General features: G+C 68.8%; 12 protein-coding genes. 8 read left to right on the forward strand and 4 right to left on the reverse strand.

All coding sequences use genetic code 11. The features are described from left to right. Positions 1-95 precede the first annotated feature (95 nt). Positions 96-1682 (reverse strand): acid phosphatase, encoded by a 1587-nt coding sequence (locus MRS60_RS06860; protein ID WP_034183352.1) that lies wholly within the window; start codon positions 1680-1682, stop codon positions 96-98. Between the two features lie 221 nt (positions 1683-1903). On the opposite strand from MRS60_RS06860, the gene MRS60_RS06865 reads away from it, so the two are divergent. The 3 genes from MRS60_RS06865 (at position 1904) to MRS60_RS06875 (ending at position 4239) form a co-directional block, all read left to right on the forward strand. Continuing rightward, entirely contained in the window at positions 1904-3262 is a 1359-nt protein-coding gene (locus MRS60_RS06865) for a cytochrome-c peroxidase (RefSeq protein ID WP_243565441.1), read from the forward strand. A gap of 108 nt (positions 3263-3370) precedes the next feature. Then, complete coding sequence (locus MRS60_RS06870; protein ID WP_034183354.1) at positions 3371-3757, forward strand: hypothetical protein; 387 nt, start codon at positions 3371-3373, stop codon at positions 3755-3757. Between the two features lie 11 nt (positions 3758-3768). Next, positions 3769-4239, forward strand: a complete 471-nt coding sequence (locus MRS60_RS06875; protein WP_243565606.1) for an NUDIX hydrolase — start codon at positions 3769-3771, stop codon at positions 4237-4239. 135 nt (positions 4240-4374) lie between these two features. Here MRS60_RS06875 and MRS60_RS06880 read toward each other — a convergent pair whose 3' ends face one another. Further along, on the reverse strand, positions 4375-6084 hold the full coding sequence (locus tag MRS60_RS06880; RefSeq protein ID WP_243565442.1) for a glutamine--tRNA ligase/YqeY domain fusion protein: 1710 nt from the start codon (positions 6082-6084) through the stop codon (positions 4375-4377). Between the two features lie 252 nt (positions 6085-6336). Between MRS60_RS06880 and MRS60_RS06885 the strand changes: the two genes are divergently transcribed. Together MRS60_RS06885 and MRS60_RS06890 are read left to right on the forward strand one after the other, a co-directional pair. Then, entirely contained in the window at positions 6337-6546 is a 210-nt protein-coding gene (locus tag MRS60_RS06885) for an ornithine acetyltransferase (RefSeq protein WP_243565443.1), read from the forward strand. 166 nt (positions 6547-6712) lie between these two features. Next, the gene (locus tag MRS60_RS06890) at positions 6713-7261 is read left to right on the forward strand and encodes an RBBP9/YdeN family alpha/beta hydrolase (protein ID WP_243565444.1); all 549 of its coding nucleotides are present in this window, start codon (positions 6713-6715) and stop codon (positions 7259-7261) included. A 34-nt stretch (positions 7262-7295) separates the two neighbouring features. On the opposite strand, the gene MRS60_RS06895 is transcribed toward MRS60_RS06890, so the two are convergent. Continuing rightward, entirely contained in the window at positions 7296-8516 is a 1221-nt protein-coding gene (locus tag MRS60_RS06895) for a CaiB/BaiF CoA transferase family protein (RefSeq protein WP_034183358.1), read from the reverse strand. Positions 8517-8770: 254 nt separating this feature from the next. On the opposite strand from MRS60_RS06895, the gene alaS reads away from it, so the two are divergent. After that, positions 8771-11395 (forward strand): alanine--tRNA ligase, encoded by a 2625-nt coding sequence (alaS, locus tag MRS60_RS06900; RefSeq protein ID WP_243565445.1) that lies wholly within the window; start codon positions 8771-8773, stop codon positions 11393-11395. Between the two features lie 242 nt (positions 11396-11637). Here alaS and MRS60_RS06905 read toward each other — a convergent pair whose 3' ends face one another. Then, complete coding sequence (locus tag MRS60_RS06905) at positions 11638-12552, reverse strand: LysR substrate-binding domain-containing protein (RefSeq protein WP_034183360.1); 915 nt, start codon at positions 12550-12552, stop codon at positions 11638-11640. Positions 12553-12675: 123 nt separating this feature from the next. Here MRS60_RS06905 and MRS60_RS06910 point away from each other — a divergent pair, with 123 nt between their 5' ends. Further along, complete coding sequence (locus MRS60_RS06910) at positions 12676-13929, forward strand: YbfB/YjiJ family MFS transporter (RefSeq protein ID WP_243565446.1); 1254 nt, start codon at positions 12676-12678, stop codon at positions 13927-13929. Between the two features lie 122 nt (positions 13930-14051). Then, complete coding sequence (locus MRS60_RS06915; RefSeq protein WP_243565447.1) at positions 14052-14588, forward strand: NUDIX domain-containing protein; 537 nt, start codon at positions 14052-14054, stop codon at positions 14586-14588. Positions 14589-14683 lie beyond the last annotated feature (95 nt).

The following is a 14683-nucleotide window of genomic DNA, read 5'->3' on the forward strand; positions in this document are numbered from 1 at the left end:
CGACAACAACGCGCATTCGTGAAAAAGGGCGGCCGCGAGGCCGCCCTTCGTTCGTCCGGACCGGCAGCGCCGCCGGCCCGTTCGTCGCGATGCCGTTACAGGTTCGGCGACAGCGTGAGCGCGTTCGTCAGGTCGCCCATCGGCTGCGCGCCGTTGGCCTTCAGCGCGTCGTCGCGCTGTTGCAGGCCCGCGAGGCGCGGCAGCGAGTAGCGGCGCGTGATGAAGCGCAGGATCGAGCCCGTGTCGTACTGCGTGTGGTCGACGAAGCCCTTCTTCGCATACGGCGACACAATCAGCGCCGGAATGCGCGTGCCCGGACCCCAGCGGTCGGCGTTCGGCGGCGCGGCGTGATCCCAGAAGCCGCCGTTTTCGTCGTACGTGACGACCACGACCATGTTCTTCCACTGCGGGCTCGCCTGCAGGTGCGCGATCACGTCGGCGATGTGCTGGTCGCCCGACGTGACGTCCGTGTAGCCCGGATGCTCGTTCAGGTTGCCCTGCGGCTTGTAGAACGTCACCGCCGGCAGCGTGCCCGCGTCGATCGCCTTGATGAACTCGGCGCCGTTCGCGCCGCCGTCGAGCAGGTGCTGCGCGCGGTTCGCGGTGCCCGGCGCCTGGTTCGCGAAGTAGTTGAACGGCTGGTGGTGCGGCTGGAAGTTCGGCGTCGACAGGTCGGCACCGTAGATCACGTTCGACGTGCCGTTCTGGCTCGCCTGCAGCGCCTGGCCCCACGCGCCGCTATACCATGCCCACGACACGTTCGCATTGGTCAGCAGGTCGCCGATGTTGGTGGCCGTTTGCGGCGGCATCGTCGACGCGTTGGCCGGGTCGGCGAGCAGCGGGTCGCCGCCCGTGGCCGCCTTGTTGCCGCTCGGCTGATACGGCGGCTGCATCGTGTTGACCGCGAAGAAGTCGGGCGTGATCGCACCGTCGTTGACGAACTTCGGCGGGCCGCTCAGCGCGGACGCGGGCGAATTCGCGGCGACCTTCAGCGACTTGCCGTCCGCGTTCAGGACGGCGATCTTGCCGGCCGCGGGGCTCGTGTTCGCGTTCGCGTAGAACGGCGCGCACGCGCAGATCAGGTACTGGTGGTTCAGGAACGAGCCGCCGAACGCGCCCATGAAGAAGTTGTCGGCGAGCACGTACTGCTGCGCGATCTTCCACAGCGGCAGCTTCGACGGGTCCGGCGTGTAGTGGCCCATCGTCAGGCCGCCGGCATCGGTCCACGCGGCGTACATGTCGTTCTTGCCGCCGTTGATCTGCATCTGGTCCTGGTAGAAGCGGTGCACGATGTCGCGCGTCGCGATGCTCATCGGCTGGTTGAAGCCGTTCGGATCGTCGATCGCGAACGGCGCGTTCGGCAGGTTCGCCGTCATCGCCTCGGTGACTGCCGGCGTGATGCCGGTCGCGGTCAGGCCGCCCCAGACCTTCGGCAGCGTCGCCATCGTCGAGCCGTCGCGATCCTTCTGCACCGAATTAGCGGCCGTCGCGTTCTGCAGGCCGTTCGCGCCCGGGAAGTTGCCGTACAGGTTGTCGAAGCTGCGGTTTTCCGCGTAGATCACGACAACGTTCTTGACGGCCGACAGGCCCTGTTGCGTGACGTCGTCGCCGCCGCAGGCGGTCAGGCTGAGCGCGGCCGCGAGGGCGATCGGCGTATAGCGAATCCAGGCGTGCTTCTTCATGCGATGTTCTCTCTTTCGTCGTTGGTCGCGTGTGGGAACCGGGTTGGCGCAGGGCCGGCGCGACAGGCGCTGGGCGCCGACCGGCTGCGCGCATTATCTGGAACCCGTTTGACAGGCGGGTGTAGGGGCGCTTTCAATTGACTGTCGGCGGAACGTCACGCGATGGTCACGGAACTGACATAAGCTCCGGCCGATTGCCCACCGCTACCCATAGAACGACGATGCCCACCACCCCGAAATCCCTTGCGTCCGCGCGATCGTTGATCCATGCCGCGGCGGCCCTGGCGTTGGCTGCCGGGCTCGCGGCACTGGCCGGTTGCGATGCGCGGCCCGGCGCGAATTCGCCGGCCGCGGCCGTCGTGCCGGCCGCCCAGGCCGCGCCGACCGCGCCGGCCGCGCCCGCGGTCGCACCGGCCAGCCAGCCGCAGACGCGTGCGCAGGTGTTCGAGGGCGTGAAGCAGATGACGGCGCTCGGCAAGCAACTGTTCTCCGATCCGTCGCTGTCGGGCTCCGGCAAGCTCGCGTGCGCGTCGTGCCACAGCGCCGAACATGCGTTCGGGCCGCCGAACGCGCTGTCGGTGCAGCTCGGCGGCGACGACATGCATCGCATCGGGTTCCGTGCGGCGCCGTCGCTGAAGTACTTGCGCGGCATCCCGCCGTTCAGCGAGCACTTCCACGATTCGCCCGACGAGGGCGACGAAAGCATCGACGCGGGCCCGACCGGCGGGCTGACCTGGGACGGCCGCGTCGACACGCGCGACGCGCAGGCGCGCATTCCGCTGCTGTCGCCGTTCGAGATGAGCAGCTCGCCGGCGCGGGTCGCGCAGGCGGTGCGCGCGGCGCCGTATGCGGACGCGTTCCGCAACGCATTCGGCGAGCGGGTGCTCGGCGACGATCAGGCCGTCTTCGACGCGGTGTTGCGTGCGCTCGATGCGTTCCAGCAGCAGCCGGCGCTGTTCGATCCGTACACGAGCAAGTACGACGCGTACCTGGCCGGCCGCGCGCAGCTCACGCCCGCCGAGCTGCACGGTCTGCAACTGTTCAACGACGAGAAGAAGGGCAATTGCGCGAGCTGCCACATCAGCCAGCGCACGCTCGAAGGCGGCCCGCCGCAATTCAGCGATTTCGGGCTGATCGCGATCGCGGTGCCGCGCAACCGCGCGCTGCCCGTCAACCGCGACCCGCGCTTTCACGATCTCGGCGCGTGCGGCCCCGAGCGCACCGACCTGAAGGGCCGCGACGAATTCTGCGGGCTGTTCCGCACGCCGTCGCTGCGCAACGTCGCGCTGCGCAAGACGTTCTTCCACAACGGCGTGTATCACTCGCTCGAGGACGTGATGCGCTTCTACGTCGAGCGCGACATTCATCCGGAGAAGTTCTACCCGGTCGTGCACGGCAAGGTGCAGATCTACGACGACCTGCCGAAGCGCTACTGGCCGAACATCAACCGCGAACCGCCGTTCGACCGCAAGCGCGGCGAGCAGCCGGCGCTGAACGCGGCCGAGATCAAGGACGTGATCGCGTTCCTGGGCACGCTGACTGACGGATATCAACCCGGGTCGACGCAGGCGGCCCGCTAAAAGTGCTGCACGCGGCACGCATGCTATGCTCGCTCGCTGACGGGCGTGGCGCGTGCCGGTTCGCCGGCATGCACCGCGCCGTTCGATCGAACATCCAAGGAGAACAACATGTCGATGCGTGCATCCCTTTCCGTCGTCACGCGTGTGCTGGCCGGCGCCGCGTGCGTTGCCGCGATGCTGCCCGCCCACGCGCAGAACAACCTGAACTTTCTGACCAACACGCCGCTCAGCTATTTCAGCAAGGCCGACACGGCGTCGCTGTCGAAGGCCGCCGAGAAGGTGCGCGACGAAGGCAAGGACGGCGAGACCACGACCTGGCAGAACAGCGGCAACCGTACGCAGATCGAGGCGAAGCTCACGCCGACCACGACCGAGACGGACGGCAAGACCTGCCGCGAAATCACCACCGACATCACCGCGAAGGGCCAGGCGATGACGCTCAAGCCCGTCTACTGCAAGACGGCCGCGGGCAAGTGGCAGTTGCAGAAGCACTGAGCGCGCGTGTGATGAAGCGGGGCGGCGCGCCGCGCGCGGTGTCGTGCGGCGTCGTGATCCTCGATGCGGCCGGCCGCGTGTTCCTCGCGCACGCGACGGATACCACGCACTGGGACATCCCGAAGGGGCAGGGCGAACCCGGCGAGACGCCGGCCGACGCGGCGCTGCGCGAACTGCTCGAGGAAACCGGCATCGAGTTCGCGCCGGCCCGGCTGCTCGATCTCGGCCGCTTCGCGTACCGGCACGACAAGGACCTGCACCTGTTCGCGGTGCAGGTGGCGGACGGCGAGATCGATCCCGCGCTGTGCACGTGCACGTCGCTGTTCCCGAGCCGTCGCGACGGCTCGATGATTCCCGAGATGGATGCGTATCGCTGGACCGCGCCGGGCGATATCGACGCGTATGCGAGCCGCAGCCTCGCGCGGCTGTTCCGCACGAAGCTGTCGCTCGCGGAACTGCATCGGCGGCTGTCGGAGGTGTGAATGAACGCGGAGGCTTTCGTCGCCGCGTCGCTGGCTTCGCTTCGTTGCATGCAATAAAAAACCGGCCCTCGAGCCGGTTTTTTCATGGTCGCGCGACGTCGGCCCGAGGCCGCGCGCCGCACGCGGAGCAGGCCGTCAGGCCGGCTTGCCCCAGCTGTCGCGCAGCCCGACGATCCGGTTGAACACGGGCTTGCCCGGCTTCGAATCGACGCGGTCGGCAACGAAGTAGCCGTGCCGCTCGAACTGCAGGCGCGTTTCCGGCGCGATGTCGCTGTTGCCCGGCTCGACGTACGCCTGCACGATCTTCTTCGAATCGGGGTTCAGCGCTTCGAGGAAGTTCGCGCCGCCCGCGTCCGGATGCGGCTCCTTGAACAGGCGGTCGTAGATCCGCACTTCGGCCGGCTGCGCATGCTTCGCGCTGACCCAGTGGATGTTGCCCTTGACCTTGTACGTGTTCGCGCCTTCGGTGCCCGACTTGCTGCCCGGGAAGTAGTTGCAGTGCACGGCCGTCACGTTGCCGTCGGCATCCTTGTCGAAGCCCGTGCACTCGATCACGTAGCCGTAGCGCAGGCGCACCTTGTTGCCCGGGAACAGGCGGAAATAGCCCTTCGGCGGGTTCTCGACGAAATCCTCGCGCTCGATCCACAGCTCGCGCGAGATCGGGAACGTGCGCACGCCGCGCTCCGGATGGTGCGGATGCACGGGCGCCGTGCACGCTTCTTCCTGGCCTTCCGGATAGTTGTCGATCACGAGCTTCAGCGGATCGAGCACCGCGACCGTGCGCGCGGCCTTGTCGTCGAGGTCGTCGCGCAGCGCGCCTTCGAAGATGCTCATGTCGATCCACGAATCGATCTTCGTCACGCCGATCCGCTCGCAGAACAGGTGGATGCTTTCCGGCGTGAAGCCGCGGCGGCGCACGCCGACGATCGTCGGCATCCGCGGGTCGTCCCAGCCGTCGACGTGGCCTTCGGTGACGAGCTGCAGCAGCTTGCGCTTGCTGGTGATCGCGTACGTGAGGTTCAGCCGCGAGAACTCGATCTGTTGCGGCAGCGGGCGCGTGAACACGCCGGCTTCCGCGAGTTCGTTCAGCACCCAGTCGTACAGCGGGCGGTGATCCTCGAACTCGAGCGTGCACAGCGAATGCGTGATGCCTTCGAGCGCATCCGAGATGCAGTGCGTGTAGTCGTACATCGGATACACGCACCATGCGTCGCCGGTGCGGTAGTGGTGCGCGTAGCGGATCCGGTAGATCACCGGGTCGCGCATGTTCATGTTCGGCGAAGCCATGTCGATCTTCGCGCGCAGCACGTGCTCGCCTTCCTTGAACTCGCCGGCCTTCATGCGGCGGAACAGGTCGAGGTTCTCGTCGGGCGTGCGGTCGCGGAACGGCGACGGCTTGCCGCCTTCCGTCAGCGAGCCGCGGTTCGCGCGCATTTCGTCGGCGCTCTGGCTGTCGACGTAGGCCTTGCCGCGCTTGATCAGCAGCTCGGCGAATTCGTACAGCTTGTCGTAGTAGTCGCTCGCGAAATACTGGTGATCGACCGCGTCCTTGCGCCAGTCGAAACCGAGCCAGCGCACCGCGTCGACGATCGAGTCGACGTACTCGACGCTTTCCTTTTCCGGGTTCGTGTCGTCGAAGCGCAGGTGGCACACGCCGCCGTAGTCGCGTGCGACGCTGAAGTTCAGGCAGATGCTCTTCGCGTGGCCGATGTGAAGATAACCGTTCGGCTCGGGCGGGAAGCGCGTTTCGACGCGGCCGCCCCATTTGCCGGTGCGGTTGTCGTCGTCGATGATGTTGCGGATGAAGTTGGAAGCCGCGGGGGCGTCGTTGCGTTCGGTGCTCATGCGGTTGGCGTCAGGTTGTGTCGGCGCGTCGCGCCGGTTTAATCCTGTAATTCTACCTGACCGGGGTCCGTCCCGCGCGGCTTGCGGGTGAGGGCCGTTGCGTTCGCGACGCGTGCCGCAATATCTCGATAGTGTGTCGGCTGTAACACGACGTAAATCGGATTGCTCGCGCCGTTCGGGTTTTCCTATGATGGCTTCACCGATTCAATGCCGCCATTCGCGTAATTGCGTGGCGGGAGGAAGCCAATAATCATGATGAAGAAGACCACTTTTCTGGTTCGTACCGCGGTGATCGTCACGGCACTGTCGCAACTCGGCGCATGCGCGATGACGCATACGCAACGCAATGCCGGTATCGGCGCGGCCGCGGGCGGCGCGCTCGGCTACCTGATCACGGGCGGCCCGGTCGGCACGGTTGCCGGCGCGGCGGCAGGCGGCCTGGTTGGCGCCGGCGTACGCTGATCGAAGCCGGCGCGCCTGAGCGCCGGCCGGTCGTGATGCCGTCCCGAGCGCGTCACGACCCGCTGCACATCCTTCCGGTTTTTTTGACAGGCAGCATCAGGGAGAGGAGGGTGTGCGACACTTCGTCGACTTCACAAAACCACACCATTCGTCGACGAATCCTTTCATGAGCGACCCCCTCGTTTTCGTCCTGCCGGGCTACGCCAATTCGGGCCCGCTTCACTGGCAAAGCCGCTGGGAGCGCGCCGATGCGCGCTGCTCGCGCGTCGCGATGCCCGACTGGGACCGCGCGTTCCGCAACGGCTGGTGTCTCGCGCTCGATCGCGCGGTCGAAGCCGCGCGCGGGCCGGTGCTGATCGCCGGCCACAGCCTCGGCACGCTGACCGCCGCGTGGTGGGCGACGCGTTATGCGCGCCCGGCCGCGCTCGCGAAAGTGCGCGGCGCGCTGCTCGTGGCGCTGCCCGATCCCGCCGGGCCGGCGTTTCCGGCGGACGCGCACGGCTTCGGGCCCGTGCCGCACGAGCGGCTGCCGTTTCCGACCTGCGTGGTCGCGAGCAGCGACGATCCGTACGGCTCGCTCGCGTTCGCGCGCGGCTGCGCGCATGCGTGGGGCAGTGAATTTCGCGACATCGGCCCGCGCGGCCACATCAACGCGGACAGCGGGCTCGGCGACTGGCCGGCCGCGCGCGGCTGGCTGGACGCGCTCGCGCGGTAGTCGCCGCCGCGCGAGCCGTTGAAGCGGCCGCTCGTCAGATCGCCTGCTTCGCCTTCAACGCCGCGATCCGTTCGTCGTCGTAGCCGAGCATGTCGCGCAGCACGTCGTCGGTCTGCGCGCCGAGCAGCGGCGGGGCCGTGCGCGCGTCGGGCGGCGTCGCGCTCATCCGGATCGGGTTGCGCACGAGCTGCACGTCCGCGCCGCACGGGTGCGGCAGCGACACCTGCATCCCGCGCGCGACGACCTGCTCGTTGTCGAACACTTCCTCCAGATCGTTGATCGGCCCGCACGGCACGCCAGCCGCTTCGAGCACGCCGATCCAGTCGGCCTTGCCGCGCGCCTTCACCATCTCCGCGAGGATCGGCACCAGCGTGTCGCGGTGGCGCACGCGCGACGGGTTCGTCGCGAAGCGCTCGTCGTCGGCCAGTTCGGGCCGGCCGCCGGCCTCGACGAACTTGCGGAACTGCCCGTCGTTGCCGACCGCGACGATGATCCACCCGTCGCTCGTCTGGAACGTCTGGTACGGCACGATGTTCGGATGCGCATTACCCCAGCGCATCGGCGGCTTGCCGCTCGCGAGGAAGTTGGTGTTCATGTTCGCGAGCAGCGCGACCTGCACGTCGAGCAGCGCCATGTCGATGTACTGGCCTTCGCCGGTACGGTCGCGGTGCGCGAGCGCGGCGAGCACGGCGATCGTCGAGTAGAGGCCGGTCGCGAGATCGGCGATCGCGACGCCGGCCTTCTGCGGGCCGCCGCCCGGCTCGCCGTCGCGCTCGCCGGTGATGCTCATGAAGCCGCCGATTCCCTGCACGATGAAGTCGTAGCCCGCGCGGTGCGCGTACGGGCCGGTCTGGCCGAAGCCGGTGACCGAGCAGTAGACGAGATCGGGCTTCACCGCGCGCAGCGATTCGTAATCGAGCCCGTATTTCTTCAACTGGCCGACCTTGTAGTTCTCGAGCACGACGTCGCTTTGCGCGGCGAGTTCGCGCACGATCTGCTGGCCTTCGGGCGTCGCGATGTCGATCGTCACCGAGCGCTTGTTGCGGTTCGCCGCGAGATAGTACGCGGCCTCGGCGGTATCCGCGCCGTCCGCGTCCTTCAGGTACGGCGGCCCCCAGTGGCGCGTGTCGTCGCCGGCGCCGGGGCGCTCGACCTTGATCACGTCCGCGCCGAAATCGGCGAGGGTCTGCGCGCACCACGGGCCCGCGAGCACGCGGGTGAGGTCCAGCACGCGGATATGGCTCAGGGCACCCATCGTCGAATCGTCTCCTTTCATGGCTGGCCTTCCTTGTCGGGCAAGGCCGATTGGCATGAAGCGCATCTTAAGGCGAATCGGCCATCCGGGTGGCCCAGCCGGGCCGGCCGGATGGCCGAGCCGCTTTGCCGGCGCTTTGCCCGGAAGCCGGCTCCGATCCCGTATAATCGATCGTTTCAGAATCCATGCCGCCGCGCGCCCCGCCTGGGGCGCCGGCGTTTGAAGCCGTCTTTGCCAGACTGTCCCCGCACGCCATGAAAGCTGCCGAAATCCGCGAGAAATTCCTCAAATTCTTCGAATCGAAGGGCCACACGATCGTCCGCTCGTCGAGCCTCGTGCCCGGTAACGACCCCACGCTGATGTTCACGAACTCGGGCATGGTCCAGTTCAAGGACGTCTTCCTCGGCACGGACCAGCGCCCGTATTCGCGCGCCACGACGGCGCAGCGCAGCGTGCGCGCGGGCGGCAAGCACAACGACCTCGAGAACGTCGGCTACACGGCGCGCCACCACACCTTCTTCGAGATGCTCGGCAACTTCTCGTTCGGCGACTACTTCAAGCACGACGCGATCAAGTTCGCGTGGGAGCTGCTGACCACGGTCTACCAGCTGCCGAAGGAAAAGCTGTGGGTCACCGTCTACCAGGAAGACGACGAGGCGTACGACATCTGGGCGAAGGAAGTCGGCGTGCCGGCCGAGCGCATCATCCGGATCGGCGACAACAAGGGCGCGCGCTACGCGTCGGACAACTTCTGGACGATGGGCGATACGGGCCCGTGCGGCCCGTGCACCGAGATCTTCTACGACCACGGCCCGGACGTGTGGGGCGGCCCGCCGGGGTCGGCCGAGGAAGACGGCGACCGCTACATCGAGATCTGGAACCTCGTGTTCATGCAGTTCAACCGCGACGCGCAGGGCAGCATGACGCGCCTGCCGAAGCAGTCCGTCGACACCGGCATGGGCCTCGAGCGCCTCGCCGCGGTGCTGCAGCACGTGCACAGCAACTACGAGATCGACCTGTTCCAGAACCTGATCAAGGCCGCCGCGCGCGTGACCGAGATCAGCGACCTCACCAACAACTCGCTGAAGGTGATCGCCGATCACATCCGCGCGTGCTCGTTCCTGATCGTCGACGGCGTGATCCCCGGCAACGAAGGCCGCGGCTACGTGCTGCGCCGGATCGTGCGCCGCGCGATTCGCCACGGCTACAAGCTCGGCCGCAAGGGTTCGTTCTTCCACAAGCTGGTGGCCGACCTCGTCGCCGAGATGGGCGTCGCGTATCCGGAGCTGAAGGAAGCCGAACAGCGCGTGACCGACGTGCTGCGCCAGGAAGAAGAGCGCTTCTTCGAAACGATCGAGCACGGGATGTCGATCCTCGAGGGCGCGCTGGCCGACGTCGAAGCGAAGGGCGGCAAGGTGCTCGACGGCGAACTCGCGTTCAAGCTGCACGATACCTACGGCTTCCCGCTCGACCTCACGGCCGACGTGTGCCGCGAGCGCGGCATGACGGTCGACGAGCCGGCATTCGACGACGCGATGGCGCGTCAGCGCGAGCAGGCACGCGCGGCCGGCAAGTTCAAGGCCACGCAGGGCCTCGAATACACGGGCGCGAAGACCACCTTCCACGGCTACGAGGAAATCGCGTTCGACGACGCGAAGGTCGTCGCGCTGTACGTCGACGGGTCGTCGGTCAACGAAGTGAAGGCCGGCCAGGATGCGGTCGTCGTGCTCGACCACACGCCGTTCTACGCGGAATCGGGCGGCCAGGTCGGCGACCAGGGCGTGCTCGCGAATGCGTCGACGCGCTTCGCGGTGGCCGATACGCTGAAGGTGCAGGCCGACGTGATCGGCCACCACGGCTCGCTCGAGCAGGGCACGCTGAAGGTCGGCGACGTGCTGCGCGCGGAAATCGACGCGCACCGTCGTGCGCGCACGCAGCGCAACCACTCGGCCACCCACCTGATGCACAAGGCGCTGCGTGAAGTGCTCGGCGCGCACGTGCAGCAGAAGGGCTCGCTCGTCGATGCCGACAAGACCCGCTTCGACTTCGCGCACAACGCGCCGATGACCGACGACGAAATCCGTCGCGTCGAGCAGATCGTCAACAACGAAATCCTCGCGAACGCGCCGGGCATCGTGCGCGTGATGCCGTACGACGAAGCGGTGAAGGGCGGCGCGATGGCGCTGTTCGGCGAGAAGTACGGCGATGAAGTGCGCGTGCTCGACCTCGGCTTCTCGCGCGAACTGTGCGGCGGCACGCACGTGCACCGCACCGGCGACATCGGCTTCTTCAAGATCGTCGTCGAAGGCGGCGTCGCGGCCGGCATCCGCCGCGTCGAGGCGATCACCGGCGACAACGCGGTGCGCTTCGTGCAGGATCTCGACGCCCGCATGAACGAAGCGGCGGCCGCGCTGAAGGCGCAGCCGTCGGAGCTCACGCAGCGCATCGCACAGGTGCAGGACCAGGTGAAGTCGCTCGAGAAGGAACTGGGCGCGCTGAAGTCGAAGCTCGCATCGAGCCAGGGCGACGAACTCGCGCAGCAGGCCGTCGAAATCGGCGGCGTGTACGTGCTGGCCGCGACGCTCGACGGCGCCGACGCGAAGACGCTGCGCGAAACGGTCGACAAGCTGAAGGACAAGCTGAAGAGCGCGGCGATCGTGCTGGCGGCCGTCGAAGGCGGCAAGGTCAGCCTGATCGCAGGCGTCACGCCTGACGCGAGCAAGAAGGTCAAGGCCGGCGAGCTCGTGAACTTCGTCGCGCAGCAGGTCGGCGGCAAGGGCGGCGGCCGTCCGGACATGGCGCAGGCTGGCGGCACCGAGCCGGCGAACCTGCCGGGCGCGCTGGCCGGCGTCAAGGGCTGGGTCGAAGAGCGTCTTTGATCGGCACGGCCGGCGCGGCGCCCGCGAGGGCGGAGCGCCGGCCGGCACCGCGCGATTCTTTTGAACGGAATCGCATGAAACGAAACGACCCGATTCGGTCATTGGCCGGTCGGGTCGTTTCGCGTTTACACGGGGTGCGGGTGGCTGATCCGCCGCCATGCCTGACGTACGAGCGGTAGCCGGCCATGCAGACGGGCGGCGGGCGCGCGGGTGCGTCGTCGTGTGTCCGTCGGCGGATCGCGTCAGGCCGGCTGCGCCACGCGCGGCTTCTGCGCCGGGTCCGGCTGCCGCGCGGCCTCCTCAAGCGCGTCGCGCAGCGCGGCGAGCGCCGCCGACGCGTAACCCTGCCGCCACGCGAGCAGCGTATCGATCCCTTCGAGTTCGGGAATCGTGTGCGCGGCGATGTTGCCGGTCTCGGGCTGCAGGTCGAGCACCGAACGCGGCGCGACCGCGATGCCCGCGCCGGCCGCGACGCACGCGACGATCGCGTGATACGAGCCGAGTTCGAGCACGCGCGCCGGCTTCATCCCATGCGCGGCATACCACTGCTCGGCGTACTTGCGATACGCGCAGCCGCGCTCGAACGCGATCAGCGTCGGCAGGATCACGTCGCGCGGCGTGCGCACCGGCGGATGGCCGCGCGGCGTGAGCAGCACCAGATCCTCGCGGAAGACCGGCACCGTCTCGAACGTGTCGGGCAGCGTGTCCGGCGTGGGTGGGCGCGCGAACAGCGCGGCGTCGATCTCGAAGTCGCGCACCTTGCCGATCAGCCAGCCCGTCGTACCCGTCACCAGTTCGAGCGACACGTCGGGCCACGCATGGTGATAGCGCGCGAGCACGGTCGGCAGCCGGCTCGCGGCGGTGCTCTCCATCGTGCCGAGCCGCAGCCGCCCGCGCGGCGTGTCCTCGCGCACCGCGTCGCGCGCCTCGTCGGCGAGCGCCAGCAGGCGCTCCGCATACGGCAGCAGCGTGTGCCCGGCCGGCGTCAGCACGAGCCGGCGGCCGTCGCGCACGAACAGCGCCGCGCCGAGTTCCTCCTCGAGCTGCTTGATGCGCGTCGTGACGTTCGACTGCACGCGATTGAGTTTCGCCGCCGCGCGCGTCACGCCGTTCTCGCGCACGACCGCCCGGAAAATCGCCAGCGCCGCCAGGTCCATGATTCTCTCCAAGCGATGAATGGATTCTTAATTATTCATTTTTCGAGAACGTCTGGTCAAGCTACGATGGACGCATTCCGGTTTCCGATCCGGCCGGCGCGTCGCGCGCCGGCCCATGCCGCCATGTCCCGCTCCGATGCCCCGACCGCCGCCGCCGGCGCGCTTCCGTCCGATCAGGCCGACCGCCGCGCCCGCGCGGCCGCGCTGGCCTGCATGGTCGGCCTCGCCGTCGTGCTCGGCGTCGGCCGTTTCGCGTTCACGCCGCTGCTGCCGTTGATGCTCGCGGACGGTTCGATCGGCCTGAAGGCCGGCGGCTGGCTCGCATCGGCGAACTACGCGGGTTACTTCGCCGGCGCGGTCAGTTGCGCGGCGCTGCGCGTCGCGCCTGCGCGGATGGTCCGCTTCGGGCTCGCGGCCACCGTGCTGCTCACCGCCGCGATGGGCATCGGCCACCCGCTGCCCGTGTGGCTCGCGGTGCGCTTCGTCGCGGGCGTCGTCAGCGCGTGGACGTTCGTGTTCATGTCGCAATGGGGGCTGCGGCGCCTGGCCGAGCTGCACGCGCCCGAGTGGAGCGGGGTGATCTACGCGGGGCCCGGCGTTGGCATCGTGCTGACGGGGCTGATCGGCAGCGCGCTGGCCGGCCGGCCGGCGGCGTCGGGCTGGCTCGGCTTCGCGGCGCTGTCGGCCGTGCTGTCGGTCGCGATCTGGCGCACCTTTGCTGTCACGCCGGCGCAAGCCGTGCCGCCGGCCGGCACCACGCCGCACGCGGCCTCCGCGGCTTCGGCGGCCTCCGCGGCGCCGGCCGACGCGCGCCGCCATCGAGCCGATGCCGCGTGGCTCGTCGTGCTGTACGGAACGCCGGGCTTCGGCTACATCATCACCGCGACGTTCCTGCCCGTGATCGCACGCACCGCGCTGCCCGCCGGTTCGCCGTGGCCCGACCTGTTCTGGCCGATGTTCGGCGCGGCGCTGATCGTCGGCGCGATCGCCGCCGCGCGGCTGCCCGGGCACTGGGACAACCGGCTGCTGCTGGCGGCCGGCTGCGCGACGCAGGCGCTCGGCATCGCGGCGGGGATCGTGTGGCCGAACGCGCTCGGCTTCTCGGTCGGCAGCGCGCTGCTCGGGCTGCCGTTCACCGCGATCACGCTGTTCGCGATGCGCGAGGCGCGGCGCCTGCACGGCGAGCGCGCGGCCGGGCTGATGGGCTATGCGACCGCGTCGTACGGGGTCGGGCAGATTATCGGGCCGCTCGTCGCGGCGCCGCTTGCGGCGCGCTTCGGGTCGTTTTCCCCCGCGCTGTGGGTCGCGGTGGCCGCGCTGCTCGCGGGTGCCGCCGGCTTCGCGGCGATCGCCGCAAAGGGCCGCCTGCGACGCTGACGCCCGCGGGGCCGGATCGTCTGCGGGGCGGGCAAACTCGCTAGAATGGAAGCCTTTCCCGCGCCGAGCGGGTGCGCGGGCGGCCGGCAGGCGGCCGCCGGGCGTCCGCCAGATCCCCATCGATGACCACTGCCGACTACCGCTTTTGCCCGCGCTGCGCGAGCCCGCTGACCGAGCGCGCCGATCCCGAACATGAGGGCGGCCGCGTCCGCCAGGCGTGCCCCGACGACACCTGCGGCTATGTTCACTGGAACAACCCGCTGCCCGTCGTCGCCGCGATCGTCGAGCTCGACGGCAAGATCCTGCTCGCGCGCAACGCGGCCTGGCCCGAAGGGATGTTCGCGCTGATCACCGGTTTCCTCGAGAACGGCGAGACGCCCGAGGACGGCATCGCGCGCGAGGTGTTCGAGGAAACGGCGCTGAAGGCCGAGCACGTGTCGCTCGTCGGCGTGTACGAATTCATCCGCAAGAACGAACTGATCATCGCGTACCACGTGCGCGCGTCGGGCACGGTCGCGCTGTCGCCGGAACTGCTCGAATACCGGCTCGTCGATCCGCCGCTGCTGCGCCCGTGGCGCGCCGGCACGGGCGTCGCGCTCGCCGACTGGATGCACGCGCGCGGCCTCGACTTCGAATTCGTCGACCGGCCGGGGCAGTGACGGGCCGGCCCGTCCGCAGGGTTTCATCCGCCGTGCCGCGCGCGACCGCGACGCGGCGCTTCGCTTGTTGCCGGCGCGCCGTGCCGTACGGCCGC

This window comes from Burkholderia pyrrocinia, from assembly GCF_022809715.1.
Classification (GTDB): Bacteria; Pseudomonadota; Gammaproteobacteria; order Burkholderiales; family Burkholderiaceae; genus Burkholderia; species Burkholderia pyrrocinia_C.